20 protein-coding genes are annotated in these 23,598 nt (G+C 54.2%); 4 read left to right on the top strand and 16 right to left on the bottom strand.

Going from position 1 to position 23,598, the window contains the following annotated elements; all coding sequences use genetic code 11:
* Nucleotides 1–26 precede the first annotated feature (26 nt).
* Both LQK91_RS13190 and LQK91_RS13185 read right to left on the bottom strand, forming a co-directional pair.
* Nucleotides 27–443, bottom strand: a complete 417-nt coding sequence (locus LQK91_RS13190) for a bleomycin resistance protein (protein WP_105099801.1) — start codon at nt 441–443, stop codon at nt 27–29.
* A 21-nt stretch (nt 444–464) separates the two neighbouring features.
* On the bottom strand, nt 465–1,361 hold the full coding sequence (locus LQK91_RS13185) for a LysR family transcriptional regulator (RefSeq protein WP_105099802.1): 897 nt from the start codon (nt 1,359–1,361) through the stop codon (nt 465–467).
* A 146-nt stretch (nt 1,362–1,507) separates the two neighbouring features.
* Here LQK91_RS13185 and LQK91_RS13180 point away from each other — a divergent pair, with 146 nt between their 5' ends.
* Nucleotides 1,508–2,359, top strand: coding sequence for a Vmh family MBL fold metallo-hydrolase (locus tag LQK91_RS13180; protein ID WP_105099803.1), 852 nt, complete (start codon nt 1,508–1,510; stop codon nt 2,357–2,359).
* Nucleotides 2,360–2,440: 81 nt separating this feature from the next.
* On the opposite strand, the gene LQK91_RS13175 is transcribed toward LQK91_RS13180, so the two are convergent.
* Both LQK91_RS13175 and LQK91_RS13170 read right to left on the bottom strand, forming a co-directional pair.
* Nucleotides 2,441–3,112, bottom strand: coding sequence for a hypothetical protein (locus LQK91_RS13175; protein ID WP_105099804.1), 672 nt, complete (start codon nt 3,110–3,112; stop codon nt 2,441–2,443).
* Nucleotides 3,113–3,338: 226 nt separating this feature from the next.
* On the bottom strand, nt 3,339–4,241 hold the full coding sequence (locus LQK91_RS13170; protein ID WP_008924567.1) for a LysR family transcriptional regulator: 903 nt from the start codon (nt 4,239–4,241) through the stop codon (nt 3,339–3,341).
* Between the two features lie 97 nt (nt 4,242–4,338).
* Here LQK91_RS13170 and LQK91_RS13165 point away from each other — a divergent pair, with 97 nt between their 5' ends.
* Nucleotides 4,339–5,397, top strand: a complete 1,059-nt coding sequence (locus LQK91_RS13165) for an SDR family oxidoreductase (RefSeq protein WP_003848155.1) — start codon at nt 4,339–4,341, stop codon at nt 5,395–5,397.
* Nucleotides 5,398–5,450: 53 nt separating this feature from the next.
* On the opposite strand, the gene rluF is transcribed toward LQK91_RS13165, so the two are convergent.
* The 4 genes from rluF to LQK91_RS13145 form a co-directional block, all read right to left on the bottom strand.
* On the bottom strand, nt 5,451–6,329 hold the full coding sequence (gene rluF, locus LQK91_RS13160; protein ID WP_003848152.1) for a 23S rRNA pseudouridine(2604) synthase RluF: 879 nt from the start codon (nt 6,327–6,329) through the stop codon (nt 5,451–5,453).
* A 104-nt stretch (nt 6,330–6,433) separates the two neighbouring features.
* Nucleotides 6,434–6,904, bottom strand: a complete 471-nt coding sequence (locus tag LQK91_RS13155; RefSeq protein ID WP_003848151.1) for a GNAT family N-acetyltransferase — start codon at nt 6,902–6,904, stop codon at nt 6,434–6,436.
* A gap of 137 nt (nt 6,905–7,041) precedes the next feature.
* A complete protein-coding gene (locus LQK91_RS13150) occupies nt 7,042–9,015 on the bottom strand; it encodes an autotransporter domain-containing esterase (protein WP_003848149.1) in 1,974 nt (657 codons plus the stop codon).
* A 206-nt stretch (nt 9,016–9,221) separates the two neighbouring features.
* Complete coding sequence (locus LQK91_RS13145; protein WP_003848148.1) at nt 9,222–10,112, bottom strand: MurR/RpiR family transcriptional regulator; 891 nt, start codon at nt 10,110–10,112, stop codon at nt 9,222–9,224.
* A gap of 471 nt (nt 10,113–10,583) precedes the next feature.
* On the opposite strand from LQK91_RS13145, the gene LQK91_RS13140 reads away from it, so the two are divergent.
* Nucleotides 10,584–12,704, top strand: a complete 2,121-nt coding sequence (locus LQK91_RS13140; RefSeq protein ID WP_105099805.1) for a TonB-dependent siderophore receptor — start codon at nt 10,584–10,586, stop codon at nt 12,702–12,704.
* A gap of 34 nt (nt 12,705–12,738) precedes the next feature.
* Complete coding sequence (locus LQK91_RS13135) at nt 12,739–13,833, top strand: ABC transporter substrate-binding protein (RefSeq protein WP_187513437.1); 1,095 nt, start codon at nt 12,739–12,741, stop codon at nt 13,831–13,833.
* Here the strand turns inward: LQK91_RS13135 and LQK91_RS13130 are convergent.
* From LQK91_RS13130 to LQK91_RS13095, 8 genes are all read right to left on the bottom strand, one after another.
* Nucleotides 13,822–14,805 (bottom strand): XdhC family protein, encoded by a 984-nt coding sequence (locus LQK91_RS13130; protein ID WP_105099807.1) that lies wholly within the window; start codon nt 14,803–14,805, stop codon nt 13,822–13,824. The two genes, LQK91_RS13135 and LQK91_RS13130, sit on opposite strands and share 12 nt — an antisense overlap.
* Complete coding sequence (locus LQK91_RS13125) at nt 14,802–15,368, bottom strand: nucleotidyltransferase family protein (protein WP_105099808.1); 567 nt, start codon at nt 15,366–15,368, stop codon at nt 14,802–14,804. Before LQK91_RS13125 ends, LQK91_RS13130 begins: the two co-directional genes overlap by 4 nt.
* 94 nt (nt 15,369–15,462) lie before the next feature.
* Nucleotides 15,463–17,772 carry a xanthine dehydrogenase family protein molybdopterin-binding subunit gene (locus LQK91_RS13120; protein WP_105099809.1) on the bottom strand — a complete coding sequence of 770 codons (2,310 nt, stop codon included), beginning with the start codon at nt 17,770–17,772 and terminating at the stop codon, nt 15,463–15,465.
* Nucleotides 17,769–18,761 (bottom strand): FAD binding domain-containing protein, encoded by a 993-nt coding sequence (locus LQK91_RS13115; protein ID WP_003848134.1) that lies wholly within the window; start codon nt 18,759–18,761, stop codon nt 17,769–17,771. Before LQK91_RS13115 ends, LQK91_RS13120 begins: the two co-directional genes overlap by 4 nt.
* Nucleotides 18,758–19,246, bottom strand: coding sequence for a (2Fe-2S)-binding protein (locus LQK91_RS13110; RefSeq protein WP_008924558.1), 489 nt, complete (start codon nt 19,244–19,246; stop codon nt 18,758–18,760). The genes LQK91_RS13115 and LQK91_RS13110 overlap by 4 nt, the downstream gene beginning before the upstream one ends.
* Before the next feature lie 673 nt (nt 19,247–19,919).
* Nucleotides 19,920–20,483, bottom strand: a complete 564-nt coding sequence (locus tag LQK91_RS13105; protein ID WP_105099810.1) for a hypothetical protein — start codon at nt 20,481–20,483, stop codon at nt 19,920–19,922.
* A gap of 248 nt (nt 20,484–20,731) precedes the next feature.
* On the bottom strand, nt 20,732–21,670 hold the full coding sequence (locus tag LQK91_RS13100; RefSeq protein ID WP_003848125.1) for an omptin family outer membrane protease: 939 nt from the start codon (nt 21,668–21,670) through the stop codon (nt 20,732–20,734).
* 538 nt (nt 21,671–22,208) lie between these two features.
* The gene (locus LQK91_RS13095) at nt 22,209–23,459 is read right to left on the bottom strand and encodes an MFS transporter (protein WP_003848124.1); all 1,251 of its coding nucleotides are present in this window, start codon (nt 23,457–23,459) and stop codon (nt 22,209–22,211) included.
* Between the last annotated feature and the right edge of the window lie 139 nt (nt 23,460–23,598).

The raw sequence follows: 23,598 nt of genomic DNA, 5'->3' as shown, positions 1-23,598 counted from the left end.
TTATATGCAGAATAAAATTTGAAAGCTTATTCCAGATACTGGCTGAAGCGCAGCAGATACCCATCCGGATCCTGTACCAAAAACTCCCTCTGACAGGCAATCGTCTCGCCAGTGTCATAATGGTTATCCCGCATCTCACGAAAGAGTGGCACGGCATGCTGCTGCAAACGCGTTAATACAGCGTCAATGTCGTCCACCTCGATCTGGAAATTAATGCCCCGGCCAAGCGGCCAGTGCAGCCCGGCGGTGTTCCAGCCCGGCGGATGGAACTGCTCAATCATCAATTGTGCTTCTCCATAGCAAAGGTATGCGAAGTCGGGCTGCTGACGCTGAATCCTTACCTCAAAGCCCAGCACCACAGTGTAAAAGTGCATCGAAGCGGCGAAGTCAGTGACGGTGAGTTCTGGCACCATGCGATTCCAGTACAGATTGTTATCACTCATAAAGGCATCCGTTTTTGTCTGTTATGATCGCTGTTCATTCTCACCGCCAATACTTCTTTGCAGTTCATCCAGCATCAGCCGCAGGGCGGCAGACTGATGCTCGCGCGACAGATACAGTCCCCAGATGCCAATGCGTCGGGGCTCATAATCGGGCAGTAAGTTCACCAGCTTACCCGCTTCCAGTGCACGCCGGGCTTCCTGCTCAGGTACCATTGCTATCCCACAATGTGCAATGGCTGCATCACACAACAGTAGTGAGATGCCAGCACTGAAGTTCCCCTTAACAGCAGCCGTGATTTTCTCTCCATCCGCCGCCGTGAAATGCCAGCTTTGTCCGGCGAACTGGCTGTAGTAAAGACAGTTATGCCGCGTCAGATCATCCGGGGTTTGCGGTATGCCATGCTTCTGCAGATATTCTGGTGAAGCGCAGAGCACAGAGCGACATTCCCCGAGGCGGCGCGCGATAGCACCCGGCTCTGGCGCATCCGTAATACGAATCGCGAGATCGATACGCTCACTGATCAGACTCACGGGCTGATTATTAATGTCCAGCTCAATGCGCAGTGCAGGATAGCGTGCCAGAAAGTCAGGGATCACCGGCCCGACAAGATGCAGCGCCGTGAAGTGGGCGCAGGCGATGCGAAGCGTTCCCGCCGGCACGCCCTGCGTGGTCTCCTGCTGGATCGCTTCTGAGAGCAGGGCCAGCTGACGGGTCTTTTGCAGGGTCGCCTCACCGGCAGGCGTCAGGGTCAGCCGACGCGAAGAGCGATGCAGCAGACGTGTTCCCGCCCACCTTTCCATCTCCTCCAGATATCGGCTGACCATCGGACGAGAGATCCCCAGCGCACGTGAGGCGGCACTCAGGCTACCCAGTTCACAGATTCGGTTGAAAACAGCGGCTGCCGTCACTCTGTCCATCTCGCTCACCTGTTCGGATTATGAAACTCAGCATCTCTGATTGCGGGAATTCTATCAGATGGCGAGAGGCGTAGAATAGCGCCATCGACACTGAACAACGCCCGATGCAGATGCCTGAAGCGGGCCTTTACTTCTGAGGATTCACAATGAAAACCACACTGTTACCTGTGATGTTAATTCTGGCTTCGGCTTCCGCTAGCGCCGCCACTCTGCAACTGGAAACCTATAATCCGCAGGAGAAAGGCATTTTCCCTGTCTCTTCCACACTGGTTTCCGGGCCAACCGAAGCGATTCTTTTTGATGCACAGTTCAGCACCCAGGACGGTGAGAAACTGGTGGAGATGATTAAAAAGAGCGGTAAAAAGCTGAAGGAAGTGGTGATCACCTCTGGCGATCCTGATTTTTACTTTGGTCTGGAACCGATTGTTAAGGCCTGGCCGGATGTGAAAGTGGTTGCCGCGCCTGCGGTCGTGAAGCATATCCAGCAGACGCATGATGCCAAACTGAAATACTGGGGTCCTCAGATGAAGCAGGGCGCGCCGGATAAAGTGTTTGTTCCTGAAGTGACTCACCAGACACGCTTTAGCGTCGACGGCGAGGTGCTGGAACTGCGTCATCCTGAGCAGTACGCTGCCTACGTATGGATCCCTTCTGTGCGCACCATTCTGGGCGGTACGGGCCTTGCTTCCGGTATTCATGTCTGGACCGCTGACACCCAGACCGTTAAGAGCCGTGCAGAATGGCGTCATATCCTGACAGAAATGAAGACGCTGAACGCAACGAATGTCATTCCTGGTCACTACCTCGGGGCACGTCCTGAGGGTTCCCAGGCTATGGATTTCACACTGAATTACCTGAAGAGTTTTGAAACGGCATTGTCACAGCACAAAACCTCAGCTGGCGTGATTGCCGCCATGAATACGGCCTGGCCGAAACTGGCTGAGCCGGCATCACTGGAACTCAGCGCTAAAGTGAATACTGGCGAAATGAAGTGGTAAATCTGTAACGGGTCAGTTAACCGCAGCGTGCGCAGCCGTTTAGCGGTTAACGCCCTGGAATAAAGCAGAGAGGTCCAGGCGCTATTTCTTTGTGAGATAGCGCCTGTCATCACGCGCCTGCAACCGCGCTTCCGCCGGAGTCGGGAAGATATAGTGAAACAGATCGCGGTAAAAACTCAGATGCTTCAGTAATCCTTCCTGAATAGCCCGGCTGATGTCCTTGATCAGGAACGCCTGGGTTGTATTGAAGTTAGCGATACTGAAAAAGGTTTTGTCATAGACGTTCACCACCCCTTCCCATTTCATCACCTTCTCATCAGGAGATATCCCTTCTGAGGTAACAAACATGCCTTTATGGGATTTCACGCCCTGTTTACTGATATAGGTAGTTAACGCGTCATAGCCACGCTTATTGCGCCAGCGACAGAATTCATACGGCACATCGTAATGCGGCAGCACAAAGTCAGGCGTGCGAAAATGTTCATCCCCAATCAATCCATCCAGCGTGACGGTGAAATGCAGAAAATCCTGGAGGAAATCGAACTGGCGGGTTTTGGTCAGAGTAACATTGATGGTGAAGTGACCCGCCTGTACAAACCAGTAATTGGTGAAGCCGGTGACCAGAATACAGAATGCCTGCCAGTCACTGAGTTTTCGATCTCCCGCCAGTCCCCTGAAACGGCTGATCATCATCCGCGATTTTGGGTGCTGATACGCTTTCAGCAGCGGATCGTTCATACCCTTCAGTAACATCAGGCACACTCCTTGATAGATTGCGCTTATCCTGCCACGCCCTGATCAGGGTGAAAAGTGTCGTTGTTCTGAAACAGTCTGAACTGATCGTCACTATGATGTGAGCCCGGTGCTTCTGGTAGCCGGAAGGCTCAACAAATAATCAGTCCATGTCTATCACCATCCCACTCAGGTGACAGGCTATCCTTAGGTTGGGGGCAGAACTTATTCTCTTTTCTTAATGCTGTTAACTGATGCTCTGGCCTGCTTCACGTATCAACTCACTCACTTCCGCCACCAGCTTACGAACCTTATCAGGGATAAAACGGGCGTCCGGGAAAACGGCATAAAGATAGCGGTCAGGAAGTCGCCAGTCCGGTAAAACCCGTACCAGCCTGCCGGATGCCAGCGCGTCTGCGCCAATCAGCAGCTGTAATCCGCCGATCCCCAGTCCCGCCTCAAGGGCCTGCATTAACGCCTCACTGTTGTTAGAACGAAACACGCTTTTCACGGGAACAGACACACTTGTCATCCCGGACACCAGCTGCAGCGGCGCATCAGGCGAAATACCGCTAAAACGTATGTGAGGATGCCGCTGTAAGTCATCGGGCGTTTCCGGCATACCGTTTTGCGCTATCCACTCAGGGGAAGCCACCAGTATGGTTTCAACCGTGATCAGCGAACGAGCCGCCAGCGTGGCGGGCGGTGACTCGCTAAGGCGGATCGCCACATCAACGCCCTCCGCAATGAGATCTGAAAGACGATCCTCAAGCGCGATATTCAGCTGCAGCGCAGGATGCGCCTGCTGAAAGGCGATCAGATGCGGCATCAACCGGTGCCCTATGCCGCTCGGCAGCTGAATATGCAGTTTGCCGTGAAGCGGCTGCGTGCCAGGCCGTAATTGCTGTTCAAGTTCCTCCATCGCACTGAGCAGTTGCCTGACCTGCTGCAGATAGTGCTGACCCTGCTCCGTGAGCGCCATTTTTCTCGTCGTTCGGTGTAGCAGCACCACGCCCAATGCCTCCTCAAGTGCAGCGATCTGCTGGCTCACCGCCGACTGCTTCATGCCATTTTGCCGTGCCGCCGCTGAGAAGGATCCCGCTTCCGCTACACGGACGAAGGTCTGAATCGCAGTCAGTTTGTTCTGCATTTATTGATTTTCCTGATAAGTGATATCCGGTTCAGGGGATTTAATCAGAATAACGCGCAGGTGAGAATGCGGCTTCTCTCTTAACAGGGTAATGATCATGAAAATGACGCAGGATAAAAAGGTTGCGCTGGTAGCAGGGGCCAGCGGGATTATCGGCCAGCAACTCAGCCAGGCGCTGGTGGCCGATCAGTGGCAGGTGACCGCGCTGACGCATCAGTCAGACCTGGCGATAAGCGGAACCGAGGTTATCGCGGTGGATTTGCGCGACGTGCAGCAGAGCCATGAACGGCTGGCCTCACTGACTGATGTGACCCATATCTTTTACAGCGCATGGCTGAATGCCGCCGACTGGGAGTCGATGGTCGGTCCAAATCTCGCCATGCTGCAAAATCTGGTGCAAACCCTTGAAAATATCGCTCCGCTTGAGCATGTCAGCCTGATGCAGGGATACAAAGTGTATGGCGCCCATCTCGGACGATTTAAGACGCCGGCGCGGGAAAGCGATCCCGGCGTGCCCGGTGCCGAATTCAACGCCGCTCAGTTGAACTGGCTGAGCGCACAACAGCAGGGTAAAGCCTGGCACTGGAGCGCACCACGGCCCGGCGTGGTCGGCAGTGACCGGTCAGGCAACGTCATGAATCTGGCGCTGAGTCTGGCAATCTATGCTTCAATCTGTCGTGCAGCTCAGCTGCCTTTACGCTTCCCGGGTTCGCTGGAAACCTGGAACAGTATGGTGGATTTTACCGATGCGGCATTGCTGGCTGACGCCACGATCTGGGCAGCGCGCAACGCTGACGCACGCAATCAGGCGTTTAATATTAACAACGGCGATCTCTGGCGCTGGAGCGAGCTGTGGCCTGTCATTGCAGAATGGTTTGCGCTGGATATCGCGCCGCCCGTTTCACTCTCTTTCCGCCAGATGTTCAGGGACTATCGTACGCTGTGGCGAGACATCGCTGCAGATAACACACTCGTCGAGGCCGATATTCTGGCGCTGAGTGACGGGACTTTCGCTGATTTTGTCTTTGGCTGGAATTACGACATGTTTGGCGACGGCAGCAAGCTGCGTCGGGCAGGTTTTAACGGTTATCGTGCAACGGATGAGATGTTCTGCGATCTGTTTGCCCACTTCCGGTCATCGCGAATGATTCCGTGATAAAACGGTAAAGCGCAGAGAGCGGGAATATCGCTCTCTGCCTCAGGAAGATTTTAGCGCCCTTTCTTCTTACGTCCCGGCTGCACAAAGCGCTTGCGTGAAGCACCATTCGCATCGGCTTTTTCAGCCGGTTTAGCGGCACGCTTCTGTGGCTTACTCGCGGCGGCAGCTTTCGCCGGGGCTTTGGCTTTCTTCGCCGGTTTGTCTTCTGACGAGGAGTTCTCCAGCAGTTTAAACAGCTCTACGAGTTCGTCGTCGGTGAGATCGCGCCATTCACCCAGCGGTAACCCTTTGAGATTGACGTTCATGATGCGGGTACGCTCAAGCTTCGTCACTTCAAAGCCGAAATGCTTACACATACGACGGATCTGGCGATTCAGCCCCTGAACCAGGGTAATGCGGAAGACAAACGGGGCTTCCTTTTTCACTTTGCATTTTTTGGTCACCGTGCCCAGCATCGGCACGCCTGCGCTCATCCCGGCAATAAATTCATCGGTGATCGGCTTGTCGACAGTCACGACATACTCTTTTTCGTGATTGTTACCGGCCCGCAGTATCTTGTTGACCAGATCGCCATGATTGGTGAGGAAAATCAGGCCCTGAGAATCTTTATCGAGTCGGCCAATCGGGAAGACGCGCTTGCTGTGATTGACGAAGTCGCTGATGTTATCGCGCTCGCCTTCTTCCATCGTGGTGATGATCCCGACGGGCTTGTTCAGGGCAATCAGCACCAAATCGTCTTCGTCGCGCGGCTCGATCAGCTGACCATTCACTTTCACCACATCGCCTGCAAATACCTGCGCGCCCACAGAGGCGCGTTTGCCGTTAATGAAAACGTTGCCCTGCTCGATATAACGATCGGCGTCACGACGAGAGCAGATGCCGCTCTCGCTGATGTATTTATTGAGACGAGTTGATGAGTCAGTCAGCATGATTCCTCCAAAAAACGCGGACTATACCTTACCGGTGGGGGGCTTGCGAAGCCTTTGTACGGGAAACTTTTGCCACTTTTTGCCCGCCTGGCCGTGGTCCGCATTTACAGGTCAATCGACATCTCCATACAACGCAACGCGCAGCCCGCCAGCTTTGACGGATAAAGACTTTCTCCCAGCGGCCGGAAACCATGCTGCTCATAAAAGCTCACGGCGTTTGGCGTCGACTCAAGCGTTAAGCGGCGATATCCACGCTGCAGCGCCTCCGCTTTGATAGTGTCAATGATCCGGCCCGCCATTCCCTGTCCGGCAAAGCCTGGCAGCGTAAAAATGGCTTCGACACTGGCGGCAGCGAGATCAAGCGATCCTGTCGCCACCGGCACGCCGTCCGGGCCATCAATCACGAAGAAGGGATTCACGCGAATCATCGCAGGAAAGCTGGCGGGCATGCGGTCCGGCGTCCAGGCGGCAAGGACATCGGGAGGATAAACGTGCTGGCAGCCGTGGCGAATAGCCAGATTACGGATATTCCATAACGTGTGCGCCTCTTCGGGCGATGCCTGTCTGACAATCATGATGCCCTCCGGCTCCTGAACAGAGCCGTTACGTTAGCACACCGCGATGCGGGGATCTCCAATCCCTGACAGGTTCAGATGTCGTCAGCCATTACCTCTTTGCGTAATGACAGACGACAGAGTTTAAAGCAGAGCAGTTAAAAGCGGGCGTTAAGTCCGACGTTCCATGTCACCTGATGCGTGTCGCTGTTGCCTGCCACTGCTGAGACGCCCGCAAAGGCATTGACCGATGCGCCAATCGGCACACTCGCCCCGACCGCCATATCGATCCAGTTATCGTCACGCGAGCCGCTGTTGCGGGTAAAGGCGGTGCGTGTCGATTTCAGTCCGGCGGTGACGGCAGAGTCGGTATCACCAAACTGGTGGTTATAGCTGACCTGCGCCCAGGGATTGATTAACAAATCCTTACTGTCGATACGCCAGCCGACGGAGCCGATTTGGGAATGCAGTGTCTGGTCGCCAAAGCGCATAGAAGTACTGCTGTTCCCCTCTTCTTTATACCCATCGACCTGGGTGTAATCCAGCGCATAGCTTGCCATCGGGCCGGTGGAGACATAGCGACCCAGCGGCAAATCCCAGCCGGTCTGTACCCGCATTCCCAGCACTTTGCCATCACTGCTGCCCTTTTCAGTACGTGTCGCGGGTCCCAGCCTGATCTGACGCTCAATATCATCAAAGTTGAGATCGGCATAATGGGCATCCGCATTAATCCATCCGCCATCGAGATAATTGAACTGACTCCAGAGCGCCACCAGATTGCCGCGTAAACGGTAATCAAAGCGCGACGAAGGATCCTGGCGTTGCGAGGTGGCGGAAAGCATCGCGCCGGCCTGCCAGTGATCGGTCAGCTGATAGCCCACACCTACGGTGCCAGTGGCGCTGGTGGCATCGCCATCAGGCAGGCTGTCACCGCGAAAATCTCGCTGTTGCCCGGCATAACCGCCGAACACAGTAAACTCGCCAGCGCTGGCGGGCTGCTGACGCTGCTGCTGCAGATGACCGTCGAGCGTGTTATGCGCATCGCCCACCAGCATCGACGGTGCCTGAGCTAGCGCCGCCACCTGCAGCGGCGCATTCAGCACCGACTCAATATAATCGGCGATCAGCGCATGCACTGCCGGGCTGGGATGCAGCCGGTCGGCGAACAGATATTGCTGTGACTGAGAAAATCCAGGCGTCGAGGAGGTGCAGTCCATTGATGAGACACCTGGCGGGCAAGCCATGCCCGCCGTATTGCTGAGTCCATACAGACGCGGATTATCAATCACCTCATTAAACAGGCCATTGATATCCACCCGCGCGATGTTCCCGCGTGCTGTCAGCAGACCCTGCTCTTCAGCCTGATTGTAACGATCGGTCAGTGTCGCAGCCTCCTGACTCAGTAATTGCCAGGCAGCAATCAGCTGTTGCGCAAGAGCATCCCGGATAAGTGGAATCGAAGAGACCTGTCCTGCCGCCTCGTTTAGCGCGGTTTCAATCGCCTGCTCTCTTGCGGCCCGGTCAGGCGTGGTGGTGGTGCTCAGCGACTGAAACAGCGCCGCCGTCGCGGGTTGCGCAGCCGGGCCAAGTACCTGCAATATCGCCTGCAACAAAGCAGGCGTTGCTCCCACATTCGGCACCGTCGGCACAATCACCGTTCCGGCCCCGGCATTCAGCAACCGGCTGACCTGTGAGGCCGCTGCACTGGCACTGTTATCCACGATCTGCTGTGCAGCCAGCGGCGCCAGGGCTGCCGCCGCCAGATCATTACCACCAATCCAGTGAATGTAGAGACCGTTCGGGTCAGCCCGTCCCCCACGCGCCGCAAGATAGCTATCAAGTTGATCCTGAGTATTAAACAGCGGATTGATCGCCGGCACTGCAACCGCGCCACCCTCGGCATAGTTGTTACCACCCAGGGATGAGGGACGCAGGGTATCGCCCAGCGACTGCGCCAGAATCTCGTCATAAAGCGGATGAGTCGCGCCATCGTAGGTAAAGCGGCCTACGTTGCCGCCATCACTCAGGCTATCGCCAAACACGGTGAGATCGCTCCATGCCGCAGCAGGTAACGGGGACAACAGGCTCAGGGTCGCACAGCAGAAAAGGTATTGCGCGTGAAGGGGTTTCATCAGCAGCTCCGCACAAATCAAAATTTTGAGAAAAAAAGCGTCGTAACCGCACCCACTGGCGCAGCAAGCTGTAAGCGTAGTCGTCTCAGAAAATGGGCGGCAGAAAAGACGCGATCGCGGTCGCAAAGCCGAAAAATTTGGCTTAAAGATGAGCCGGAAAATCCGGTTAACCTGAAAGGCATACCGCTTCGGCTCAGTAATGATGACTACTTTTTGCTGACGGGTTTCAACCCGCGATTGAGATCCTGTAAACGCTTCATAGTTTTCACCGTGCGCTGCGGCAGCGTGGAAGCCACCGACAGGATTAGCATCTCCAGGCAAACCATAATCGTGCCGTGCAGGGGAATGCGTCCCTTCTCACCGCCACGGGGCACATTGATCACCACATCCGCTTCTCTCGCAAAAAAGGAGTCGGTGGCATTAGTCAGCAGAATAACCGGGATGTCGAGCCGCTTTGCTTCTCGCACCACGGCCGTGCCTTCGCGGTGTGCAGACTGCTGGGCCATCATCACCAGCACATCGCCGCGCTGAAGCGCCAGCATTTGTTCTGCCAGTGCAATACCGGCGCGATTCAGGGAGAAGGCGGGGAGACCAATACGGTTTAGCAGCCGCACGCTGTAGTCCGCAAGAATCCCCGAGGCATTAATGCCAAAGATAGCGACTTCCCGCGCTTCGCCCAGCAGCGCGACGGCATCCGCTACCGCCACCCGATTATGCGGTTGCGACAGCACCTCACAGGCATAACGATGACCATCCAGCACAAAGTCGATGGCGCTGTTCACATCGCTGGTCACCTCACTGACGGTGGTGATCATCTTATCTTCTGAAGTCAGCGAGGGACCAAACCAGGCCTTAAGCGTCTGTTTGAGGTCGCGCAGACCGCTAAAACCCAGAGCCTGAATAGCGCGGATCACAGTGGCATCAGAGGTGTGATTCGCTACGGCGATCTCAAGCGCGGTGCTCTCCAGTACCGTTTCCCGCTGTTGATCGATATAGCGCGCTACGGCCAGCAGACGCGGAGAAAGCTGTTTTTCGCGGGCACGAAGGCGTTCAGCGACCACATCCACTCTGTTTTTAACGGGTCTGTTCTGTTTCATGCTGCTCCTGCTGCTGACCTTACAAATCTGTAATGCTCACTCCCGGTCTGATCCAGGCGTGACAATTTCAGGCCTCAAAAATGTAGTGGAAGCCTCATTCCGCTTTAGATTTCACCTGAAAAAGCCAGGGATTAAACGCTATTTTCATATCTCATAACAAATAAATAATCATTATTATCAACAATATAAAATCATATCTGAACTGTTTTTTTATAAAAAGTGACGCGATAAAAATGTAGTAAAAAGTCTTAAAATTTTGTTTACTACTACATTACCTGATGATTGAATGATTCTCAATTACAGATGAGAAGTGTTGTCGTCCGGGCAACGTCATGATGTCTGAACGCTGATGTGCTTCTCCTCTGCTTAAAGCGCTGCATATTGCAGACCACCTCCAGGGAAGCCCTGCATGACCGACAGCCATCAGGGCGTATTAGCTTCAGAAACTGCCAGTAACAGACACGAAAAAAAATGAAAAACAAAGACACACGATATCCGGCCCGACACCCTGCTCTGGTCATGGCGATTTTCGGCAGCATGATGCTGCCACAGGTCAGTGCAGCAACCGACAGCGCACCGGATATGACCGTGACCGCGGATGCCAGTCCAGAGGGAAATTACAGCGCCAGCGAGACCAGCGTTGCCAGCAAAATGCCCACCGCGCGACTCGATGAGGTGCAGTCGGTCAGCGTGGTCACGCAGCAGCAACTGGAGGATTTTCAGGCCAGCTCACTGGCAGATGCGATGCGCTTTGTCAGTGGCGTCTCGGAGGCGAACACGCTGGCAGGCACCGAAGATGGCTTTGTACGGCGCGGTTTTGGCAGCAACGCCGATGGGTCGATTTACCGGGATGGTATCCGCAGCAGCCAGGGTCTCAATTTTGATGCGACGACTGAAAGGGTTGAGGTGCTGAAAGGTTCCTCTTCCCTGCTGTATGGCATTCAGAATCCGGGTGGCGTTATCAATGTGGTCAGTAAAAAGCCGCAGTATAACTGGCACTCCAGCGTCACCGGACGGTATGCCAGTGAGGGTGGCGGTGCTGGCACGGTGGATGTCACCGGTCCGTTGGGCAACGGTTTTGCCTTCCGGCTAATCGCCGAAAAGCAGAATCAGGATTACTGGCGCAACTTTGGCAATGAAGAGCACACACTACTTGCGCCATCGCTGCAGTGGTTCGGCGAGCAGGCCAGCTTTCTGATCAGCTATGCGGACTATCGCTATGATATTCCCTACGATCGTGGCACCGCGTTTATCGACGGCAAGCCGATTGATATTGGCTACAAAGATCGTCTGGATGATAAAGCTAACCATGCCTGGGGCCATAACAGAACCCTGAATGCCCATTATGACTGGCAGTTTAATGATGAGTGGCGCACCCGGTTAACGCTTGGCTGGAACCAGCGGCAATATGATAATAATGAAGTGCGCGTAACGGCGGTGAATGCCACCAGCGGCGTGGTGACACGTCGGGCCGATGCTAATCGCGGGTTTAACCACAAAACCAAATATGTAAGCTGGGATCTGATGGGCAACCCGGAAATCCTGGGGATGCAGCACGCGCTGGTGGCGGGCACCGACTATGAGATGAACCAGACTTATCGTGCTCATCAGTATCAGGGCAAGGTCAATCGCCAGTTCATTTACTTCAATCCCGACTATGACATGCTGTCGTCGGTCACAGACGCCAGCACAGAGAACACCGCTGCGGCTAATAACCTGAACCGTATCCATAGCCGGTCGCTCTACGCTAAAGACAGCATTTCACTGACACAGGACTGGATTGTGGTACTGGGTGGTCGTTATCAGCATTATGAGCAGCGTGCCTCGCGCGGTTTTAATCCGGAGATTGAAACCCTGAACGATGAGGGCAATAAGTTTCTGCCGCAGGCGGGAGTCATCTACAAACTTACGCCTGACCTCTCTTTCTACACCAGCGTCAGCAAATCTTTCACGCCTTCAACGGATGTGGATGATGAGGGTAACGTCGGCAAACCTGAGCAGGGAACCAGCTGGGAAGTGGGCAGCAAATGGCAGCTGTCGCCGAAACTCCTCGCCACCGTGGCGCTCTACCGTATCGATGAAAGGTCGATGTCGCTGAATATTAATGGCAGCACGCGAGCCATTGATAAAGCCCGTTCGACCGGTGCTGAGTTTGAGCTGAATGGCGAAATTGCGCCTGGCTGGGATTTGAGTGCGAACTACAGCTACGATCAGGCAGAAATTATCAGTGACCGGGTTAATCCGGATAACAACGGTAACCGTCTGCAGAATGCCCCGCGTCATGCCGGTGCGCTTTACCTGAGTCATGAAATGCAGGTCAGCGGCCTGCCCGGCTCGCTGCGGCTCGGCGGCGGTGCGCGATATGTCGGCAGTCGTGCAGGCGATCCCGACAACAGCTTCACCCTGCCCGACTACGTAGTGGCTGACAGCTTCGTCGCATGGAAAAACCGCCTGTTCGGCGAAAAAACGGAGCTGCGTCTGAACATTAATAACCTGTTTAACCAGCACTATTACACCTCAAGCGGCGGCAATCTGCGCGTCCGTGAAGGCGAAACCCGCAATCTGATGGTACAGGCCCGTGTTGAATTTTAAATCACTTCGTTCTGCATTGCTGATGCTCGGCGTGATGCTGGTCAGCGCGGGCGTACACGCCCGCACGCTGACCGATATTACCGGTCGCCAGGTCACCATTCCTGACCATCCGCAGCGTATTGTGCTGGGTGAAAGCCGGATGCTCTACAGCGTTGCGCTGCTGACACCCGGCAATCCTCTGCAAAATATCGCTGGCTGGCCGCAGGATCTGAAAAAGTATGATCCTCAGACCTGGCAGATTTTTGCCCGCCAGTTCCCGCAGATGGACGCTATTCCGGTACTGGGCCTGGATGGCGTTAATGACATGAATCCCGAACAGGTTATCGCGCTAAAGCCTGACGTGGTCATCCTGCCACAGCTGGCACGCGGCAGTGAAAGCGGCCTGGTACTGGAGAAAATGCTCGCGGCGGCGAATATCCCGGTGGTGAAGATCGATCTGCGGGTTGATTTGCTAAAAAATACTGAGCGCAGCATCACGCTACTGGGCGAAGTACTGAATCAACCCCAGCGTGCGGCTGACTTTAATCGCTTCTACCGCAGCCACATGCAGCGCATTGCGAGTCGTCTGGCGGGTTATCACGGCCCGAAGCCATCCGTGCTGTTGCAGTTACACCTGGGACGGCGCAGTGAATGTTGTGTCACCTCGGTAAACGGCAATCTGGGTGAGCTTCTGACGTTTGCGGGTGGCAAAAATATAGCCAGTGAGCAGATCAAAGGTGTGTTCGGGCGGCTGAGTGAGGAAAGTGTGATCGCTGCTCAGCCGGATTACTACTTTGCTACCGGCACTGGCAGCGCAGATGAAGTGGGTGCGTTAAAACTTGGCCCCGCTGTCACCGCAGCGCAGACCCGACAGAGCCTGCTGGCACTGACAGGTAAGCAGAATGCCCTGAAGCAGCTCACCGCACTGCGCGACGGTCATGCCGGTGCTATCTGGCACAACTTTTACCTCAGTCCCTGGCACGTAGTAGCAACCGAATTCTTTGCGACCACGCTCTACCCGCAGCTGTTTCATGACGTCGATCCTGAACAGACACTACGGCAGCTGTTCCGTAATTTCCTGCCAATCCCCTATTCGGGCAGCTACCTCTACAGACTGGCACCCGAAGTGAAACCGGAATCAGGCCGCTGACAGTCCGCGATTTTTTACCCGAACGATATCTGCCATCACCGAAAGCGCAATTTCCGCCGGCGTTTTGCTGCCGATGGGCAGACCAATGGGCGCATGGATGCGGTCCAGTTCCGTCCGATCCAGACCGGCGATCTGCTGGAGTCGCGCGCGCCGTTTCTCGCTGTTTTTCACCGAGCCCATAATACCGATATAGAACGCGGGTGTGGCAATCGCTTCCATCATCGTCAGGTCATCAATGCGCGGATCGTGGGTCAGTGCCACAATTGCCACCGCAGCGTGCGCCCCGTTCAGCTCCAGCCAGCGCGCCGGATGCTGTGACACCAGCGTCACATTGTCCGCGCCGCTGAAGTGGCTCTCCAGCTCTGAGAGCATCTCCGGGCGGTGCTCACAGACCCGCACATGAAAACCCAGGATCTGCCCAAGCCGGATGCACTCATAGGCTACGGTTGAGTAGCCCGCGATCAGCAATTCCGGTATCGCGCCAACAGGCAGCAACATCTGCGCCTCGCTGGCATCCAGCTCAGGCAGCACACGATCGCTGGCGATAACTTCCCATTGTGCGCGTTCACCAGGCCGTATCATTTTCACCATCGGCTGTTGCCCGCTCAATGCGCGTTGCATTGCCGTCAGCAATGCCAGCGTAGCGTCATCAGGCGGCAAATATTCAATGGCGATCTCCAGACTACCGCCGCACGGCAAATTAACGTCAGGCCGAATTCCGCCCTCACCATAGCGCACACGCTGACTGCTGGCTCGATAAGCACCCGCCGCCAGTTGCGCCAGAAAATCCTCTTCTATGCAGCCGCCCGACAGTGAGCCGCAGTACGCTCCGGCTTCATTGACTGCCATCAGCGTGCCCGGCGCGCGCGGCGAAGAGCCATAGGTACGCAGCACCGTACAGAGCCAGACATTCTGACCTGCCTGGCAACTACTCAATGCCGCATTAATCACGCGTTGATCCAGCGTTATCATGAAAATTCCTTTATTAACTGCAGATCAGCGGGGAGATCGATATCGCACAGGCAACCGCGATCCTGAAGTGGCAGCCTGACCGCCTGTGACTTCACCATCGCCTGCGGACCGGCATCGCCCTGCAACACGCTCAGCATGGGATAGCATTGCTGCTGAAAACCGACCGGATGGCCTGGCCTGCCCTCAATCCACGGCCTGACGATCATCGCATCCCCCAGCGCGGCGCTGACGGCGCGATAGCTTTCCGCCGTGACAAATGGCATATCACCCAGCGCAATCAGCCAGCCGTCGTAGTCGCGGCTGGCGTGAACACCGGCAGCGATCGATTCGCCCAGTCCGCCGCTGTTACACAGCACTAAAGTTGCCTGCGTGCAGAGCGTGTGAATTGCCGATGCGTCGGGGCGCGTGACGACGAACAGGTCAAGCCCGCTGGCAGCGGCATGCTCCAGTGTATGTTGCAACACCGGTTTGCCTTCCAGATCAGCCAGAAGCTTATGCTCGCCTGCCTGCTGGCGAAAACGGCGACTCAGCCCGGCGGCCAGTACGACCAGCGCTATCCTCACTCTCTTTCTCCGCTCAGCGTGCAAAACGGGCGCAGGCTCCAGCCCACGCCCGTAAACGACAATTCGACCGGCTGTCAGCCGGTCAGGAACAGGCTCAGATAATTTTGTCGAGCGTAATCGGCAGGTCGCGAACACGCTTACCCGTAGCATGGAACACCGCATTGCTGATCGCTGCTGCCACGCCGACGATTCCCAGTTCACCCACGGGTTTACCGCCCATCGTAGTCGCCTCGAAATCGGGCTCGCCCACGTTGATGGTGGTAATGTCAGGAATATCGCCGTTAACCGGCACCAGATAATCCGCCAGGTTGTTATTGATTACCCGGCCATTACGCGGTTCGATGATGCCCTCTTCCATCAGTGCCTGGCCGACACCCATGATCATGCCGCCAATCCACTGACTGCGCGCCAGTTTAGGGTTGTAGAGACGGCCGCTGTCGAGTGCCGCGACCATCCGCTTTACCCGAATCGTGCCAAAGTCTTCATCAACCCGCACTTCAACAAAATGCGCGCTCCAGCTGTGAGCAGAGAATTTTTCAGGACGGGTACCATCATTGAGGTTGCGGACCATCTTATCGCGCTCACTTTCTGACATATCATCCGGGAAGGTCCCGCCTTTCACCGTGAGACTCTCCGACGGTGCCAGGCTCGCCAGCTGCGCGAATGAGACGGCCAGGTTGCTGTGCTGAGTATGCTGCACGCCGTCGCCTTTCAGGGTGAGCTGAGAAGCCGGTGTCCCTTTCAGCGGCGACTGAGCCAGCTCGCTTGCCAGCTTCAGTAACTGGTCGCGCATGCGTTTAGCGGTGTCGTCCACTGCGGCAGTCACGTTGCCGGCCAGCTGCGAACCGCCCGCTACGCCTGTACGCGGCAACTCGGTATCTCCCAGTTGCACCTCAATGGTACTGGAGGCCACGCCCAGAATGTCGGCAGCAGTCTGCGCCAGAATGGTATAGGTTCCGGTGCCGATATCCGCACCACCGCACTGCACCACAAATTTGCCCTGCGGCGTCAGGATGATTTTCGCTTCTGCGGGCAGCTTATTGACCGGATAGGTGCCGGAGGCCATACCCCAGCCAATCAGCTCACGCCCCTCACGCATTGAACGCGGCGTCATAATCCGCTGGTCCCAGCCAAAGGCTTCAGCCCCTTTCTGATAGGCTTCTTTCAGTCGGCGTGAACTCCACGGCAGATCGAGCTGATAATCTTTGTCTGCCCAGTTGCGCAGACGCAGTTCCAGCGGATCGATGTTCAGGGCATAAGCCATCTCATCCATCGCCACTTCCAGTCCAAAGGCGCTGGGGTTTTCGCCTGGCGCGCGCATCCATCCCGGTGTAACGGTGTTGATCGGCCTGATCTGATGTTGAGTGGAGACGTTCTCCACCGCATACATACGCGCTGTAACTTTGCTGCAGTTCTCGGCAAATTCGTCGATCAGTGACGTTTCACTGAAGCTGCGCTGGATAATCGCCTGGATTTTGCCGTCAAGCGAGGCACCCAGCTCTAGCTGCTGAGAAGTAGCAGCACGTCCGCCGAGACCCGTAAAGGTCTGCGGACGGGTCAGCGACACCTTGATCGGGCGGTTAAGCGCCCGCGACGCCACACTCGCCAGCGCGACGTGGGTATAGGGCACTGGCTTTGAACCAAATCCGCCGCCGACATAAGGCGAGATGATGCGCACGTCTTCAACCTCAATGCCCAGCCACTCGGCGATCTCCACCTGTGCGCCCGCGACCCACTGGCTTGGCTCCCAGACAGTGATGCGTCCATCCTGCCACTGCGCCACACAGGCGTGCGGTTCCATTGGCATATTGTATTCGCGCGGCGTGGTGTAGCGCTGACTCAGACGCACCTCAGCCTGCTGCATCGCTGCCTGCGCATCGCCCATGTTGATATCCTGCTTCGAGACCGGTTTCGGCTCTACGCCCTCATCAGTTGCAAAAATCAGCGCGGGTGAGGTTTCATACTCAATTTCAACCAGCGAGGCGGCATAGGTCGCCTGCTCGAAGGTCTCTGCCACCACCAGACCGATATTCTGCCCGTTGTGAATAATCACATCGTCCTGAATCGGGGTGTAGGTTGACTGCGCCGCGCCCCCATCTGCAATGGCAGTAGGTTTGTTGATCTTCAGGCTGTTCAGATGGGTATAAACCGCCACCACACCCGACGCCTGCTGCGCCTTGTCGGTTGACATGCGGCTGATACGACCGCTGGCAACGGTAGACTGGATCACCACGCCATAAAGCGGATTTTCCGGCTGATGTTCAACCGCATAACGCGCTTCACCAGTGACTTTCACTTTGCCGTCGCCCCGCGTGCGAGCGGCGCCCAGCCCTTCAATCGGGTTGTCTGCAGCTGAGTTCGCCTTCACTGCATCCTGAGGCGCGTGGTCGTTTACGTCACTCATGCGATTTCTCCTGCTGCCATCAGCGCGCGTGCAATGACACGCGGCGCCAGTTTTGCTTTATAGGCGTTGTGTGCCAGCGCCTGCGCTTCCTGGGTAATCAGTTCTGCGGCCCGGAACACTGTCTCTTCATTAAACGGCTGGCCTTCCAGTGCCTGCTCCACGGACCTGACGCGCCAGGGTTTGGTCGCCACGCCGCCCAGTGCGATATGCACCTGACGCATCACGCCGTTCTCCAGCGTAAAGCCTGCGGCGGCACTGGCTGCAGCAAACTCATAGGAGCTGCGGTCGCGGACTTTAAGGTAGTGAGAGTGCCGAAGAGAGTCGGTTTGCGGCACTTCAATCGCCACAATAATTTCGTCATCACGCAGATCGTGCTCACGATCAGGCGTGTCACCTGGCAGCAGGAAGAAATCATCCATTGCGATGCGGCGGGTTTCGCCCTGCTGATTCTGCAGGACCACAATGGCGTCAAATGCCACCAGTGCGACCGCCAGATCGCCGGGATAAACCGCAATGCAACTGTCGCTGGCACCCAGAATGGCATGATTGCTGTTAACGCCATCCAGTGCGGCACAGCCAGAACCCGGATTGCGTTTGTTACAGGCAGTAAAGGTCGCCGGATCGCGGTAATAGGCGCAACGGGTACGCTGACGTAAATTGCCGCCCAGCGTCGCCATATTACGAATCTGAGGAGACGCAGCCTGCCACAGGCTGCCGTAGATTGCCGGTGCATTCTGCTCGCAGTCGTGATGATCGGCCAACTGACTCATCGTGACCAGCGCACCGGCCGTAATTTTATCGTCGTCAAACTGCAGATTTTTAAGCTCGCTTAATCCGCTGATACCAATTAACTGGGGTGGCGTGAAGACGCCACACTTCATCAGATCGAGCTGCGTGGTGCCGCCCGCCAGCAACTGACTGCCTGACTGCTGTTTAAGGGATGCGGCGTCCTGAGGCGTCTGCGCGATTTTCCAGCTGAATTCATTCATGCGGACTCCTTCGCCATCTCAGCAGCGGCCTGTTTAATCGCATCGACGATGTGCGGATAAGCCCCGCAACGGCAGAGATTGCCGCTCATATATTCACGGATCTCATCATCTGAACCGGCGTGGCCCTCTTTGATACAGGCGACAGCGGACATAATCTGGCCCGGCGTGCAGTAGCCACACTGGAAGGCATCATTTTCCATAAAGCAGCGCTGAACCGGATGCAATTCACCTTCGGTGGAGGCCAGGCCTTCAATGCTGGTGACTTCAGCGCCGTTTGCCTGCACCGCCAGCGTCAGGCAACTCAGCACCCGCTGACCATTAATCAGCACCGTGCAGGCACCGCATTGTCCCTGGTCGCACCCTTTTTTAGTGCCGGTCAGGTTCAGATGCTCGCGCAGTGCATCGAGCAGGGTGACTCGCGGATCGACCTGCATCTGCTGCGACTGGCCATTGACCTGCATTGTTAGCGATATTTGTTCCGACATTGTCTGCTTCCCATTGTTGTGGGCTAAAAGATGGTTTTTATTGGTATTTTTATGACGGGAGTGAAATCGGGGAAATGGTGATAACCCTAATCTTTACACGCGTATCTCTGCTTTTAGGTTTAGCAGCTTTTTGGCGATTCGGGGAAGATCAGGATAAAAGACAGCGTTATCTGAGGTGAAAAGAAGATCAAAGCGTTATAAAAGTTAAAACATAACGATTTCATCTATATGATTTTATGGGCTTTAAAGTCTAACTTGTTGCTATGTGTCGTTCAGAAGACTTCTGGAACTGCCTTGTTAACTTTCCCAAAAAGTTAAACACTCAGGAATTGCCTGAATCGACAATCCTGTTTAAGCCAGAATCCGCTGACGGAATATGCAACGTTGAGTCTGCTACGAGATGGCATTTGCTCGGTTCAGTGAGGCAATGAGGTGCCTGAACGCCTGGCACACACATCAGGCTCCTCTTCTGGCCCCCTGGTGGCTTAGAGTATTTGTGGTGGGATAAAATGGGTCATTACCAGTATGAAAAACGAAATGTACAAGCGTCATCTCAAGGTTATCCATATTATCTGTTAAGCGTGCAGAAATGCTCTATCCTTTTGGATAGTAATACTACAGGCTGATTACTCACCATTTCGTTGACGTAAAAGAATCACAGACTTTTTTCTGATTAGCTTCCACCGATGAGATGTTGACAACGATTTCTGGCGTCCCAGTTATATTGAGGATTTTTTATAAAATCAGAAGCAATTTTGGCACGATCTGAATTAACCGTGATGACATAATCAGACAAAATTTCCCGGACACCATATTCAGTATCAATAAAGTAGTGTTTTCCTGGCTGCGGGATAAATGGCACCCATTGAGAGAGTAAATACGTTTCCTGATGCTTAGTTTTTTTTCCTTTTTCGTCATAATCGCTTTTAATCGTGTTGAGCTGCTGAAGAGCCATGAGCCTGCCCGGTTTTACCTTGCCAGTCATAACGTGACCCGCAGAGGGTATTAAATTTGACTCAAGTTGATAGCGCTCAGTTCTGTCATAACAACTGCCTTTCTTCTCATAGACAGAAAGATAAAATGTGCCCACAAATCCTTTTGGATTTATGGCCACTACGGTCGCTGCATCTTTACCTTCGTAATTTTTATAATCGAGGGGAAGAAGCGTAGAACAACCCACCAGGATAATAGCAGGGCATATTAACACTATTCTCTTAAATTTCGTGATGGCATGCATTTATTTTATCTTCCTGATATTCTGATTCTGGACGCCTGCCGCGAGTAAAAAACTAAAGGTATTTATAAAAAATTCTATTTATCGCGCAATTAAACGTAATCGCAGACCAAGTGAGTTTAAATTTCACTCAGCCAGCTATTTTTAGCCATAAAAGCCATGCAGGCACTCTCTATCTGATGGCCTTATTATCAGGACGATTAAAAAGCCCGAAAGAGCTTTTTAATCGCTTTATGGCGTGCAGAGACGAATCAGAATCGGTATTGCAGACCCGCGGTGATCGTGTAGTTTTTATTCGAGATACCCGCGGCATCTCCACCAATTGATGCTGAATCACCGGAGAATCGGTCAATGATTTCTGTGCTGCCTTTGCCTTCTTCATATTTGCTGTAAGTAAATTCGGCAAAAATTTTGGCATCAGGTGTCACATAATATCCTGCGTCGACTGATGCGCCGTAGTACCGGGAATCAGTCGCTTTCTCGCGAAAGGTGAGATCGCGCATGTAGTGCTCGTCGTTATCGTGTGCACGGACCCAGTCACTGAATTTAAACAATGCGTTAAATTCGAAGTCGTTAATACGATACTGTCCCGCAAGACCAACGTAAGGCATTGAAAAACGCTGGCTATACCCAATGCCACGTTCACCTCTCGGGAAATCACCCGTCGATGCGCCATTATCGTAATTGTATGAGCCACCAAAGGCGGTCCAGCTGAAGCGGGTTTCCTGATAACCAGCCGTCAGCCCGGCCTTGTAGTTATCGCCTTGCAACACCCAGCCCTTAACATTGAGATCGTATTCGTTGGCGTAATTAACATCCGTGCGGGGATGAGATGAATGGTCTGTCCAGGCTGACTGATTGTCATCAAGCCAGTCATAGTCATCCATATGACCGGAACCGGACGCCAGGGAAGTCCAGCCTCGCGCATTCAGCGTCAGAAATGAGTATGCATCCCAGGATAGTTCGCCTTTCAGAATAGCCACATTCTTTATTTTCCAGTCCAGTTTGCTGACTTTGCGGCCTGTTTCTGTGTCGTAAACCAACTCATGAGATTTGCCACTCAGCATCCCGGCTGACGTCGAGACAGTAAAACTTTCCGGAGAAAAATTCGGTGAAAACCGATCTGAATCTGCGCAGGCTCCGCCTGACAGCGTCGCCATCATCATCACTGCAACGGTACTTTTTTTCATTTTAATCCCATTTCCTTGAAGGTAATCCTTGTACAGCAGCGCCATTCTTCTCATTCAATGGCAGCTGCACTTCTATACTCACCTGTGGGGCTGAAGCCCCGAAAAAACGAAATCCTGCGCGATGGTGCATGTGAATTTGGAGATTTGTTAACAACTCACATTGTCCATCGCAGGTTTGAACAGTTAAGGCAAATTCCTTAATCGGCATGTCATCAGGAAACATTAATTATTTTTGCCATTCCCACTTTTATGGCGGCCTGGGTTATGGCCAAGCTGCGGAAGCCAGGTTCCTCAGGCGTTCATGCCGAAAGATGTCATTCACAATGCTGTCTCCTGACCTCCCGCCAAAAGAGTGATTAATGATCGGCCAGGCGGCTTGATTCTCAGCGTGACCGTTCAGGTTGGGACACTGCTGAAGAGCGAATCTTGATATAAAGCGCAATTAGGATTCCCTGTTTCCATGCTTCTCTTACGGCAGACTATTAAATTGCAGTAGCCTCTGAAAGCCACGTATTCCCGGCGCCCTGCTCGTCTTCTATCAGGCATCCTTAAGGCGCGCGAGCATGCGGTTTCTGTAAGCGTAGATGATTGCGCAGAGTAAAAGGCTGAGCAACGCAGTACAGATAAAAACGCCCGCCCCGGTCATCGCCAGCATTATCCCACCGATCAAGGGTCCGACAGCGATCCCTAGCGTCGACAACATTGAGGCGCCAAGATATGCACCGCGATGCTCTGGTGGTGCCAGCTGATCAAGTAAAATGTTCAGATTTGGCATCAGAATCGCTTCGCCCACACTAAAGACACTGGTCACAGTAAGCCAAAGCCATATCTCCGTTGAGCGTGTACTAAAAAAGCAGATCTGAGATAGCGCGAAAATAAACCCACCGAGAAGAATGCGCTTCGGCAGGGAAACGGTAGCCAGAAACCGCATGATGAACGTCTGGAAGACCAGAACGGTGCAGGCATTTGTCACCAGTATCAGGGTAATCAGCTTAATGGCGGCGTCGCCATTCAGTAACAGGAGATACTGCGGCAGAATAGCTTCGTAATGGATAAAAACAACACTGCATAAAATGCTGCACAGCAGCCCCGCAATATAAATGTTATCCCTCGCGATGATACCGATAACCTGATGCAGTTTAACCGTTACCCCGTCTCCATCCTGCTCCTTCACAAGTTTTCCTGCGGGGATAAACAGCAGCACATAAACGAAAAAAGGAATATAGGTAAGCCCGGTTATTAAAAAGGTGCCCTTTTGCGATGTCAGGCCAAATGCAATTCCGACCAGCGGGCCGAATACCGCTGCGACGTTGATAAGGTAATAGCGCATTTGCAGGGCAAGCGCACGACGACGACGATCCACCAGCAAATCACTCATCAATGCGCGCAGCGGCGGATCAACCCACGCAAAGGAGACGCCGATAATCATCAGGCCAATAATAAACAGCCCCATCCCGGCGGCCTGCGCCAGAAGACTATACCCCAGCGCTGAAAACCCGCAGCCCAGCAGCAGAATAACGCGTCGTCCCAGCCTGTCTGAGATCTGCCCACCGTACATGCCGAGCACCACCGAGAACAGCGCACTGCTGGTCATTGCCACACCAATGGCGATCGGCGACATATGATAATTCTGCGTCATGATGACGGCGATAAACGGCCATGCCATGAAATAGCTAAAGCGTATAACCAGCGTAAAAAAGAGAAGCGCATGAACTGTCGCCGGAAAAGATTTCAGCGTCCGGAATAATCCTGTTTCCGTACATTCCTCAGCCGCAGGTCTGATCGTCATAAAATATCCTTATTTTGTTTCTGTAAGTGCTACGCAACGCAGTGTGCATAAAGCCTTAATATTAATAAGATTATTCTCCAGAACACGCAATCCAAATGTTAACTGATTGTTTATTTCCCCAGCTTATAGGGTAAAGGCT

Source organism: Pantoea sp. MHSD4 (assembly GCF_021043305.1).
Taxonomy (GTDB): Bacteria; Pseudomonadota; Gammaproteobacteria; order Enterobacterales; family Enterobacteriaceae; genus Pantoea; species Pantoea eucalypti.
Note: the sequence above shows the minus strand (reverse complement) of the source record. Positions and strands in the feature narration are given on the sequence as shown.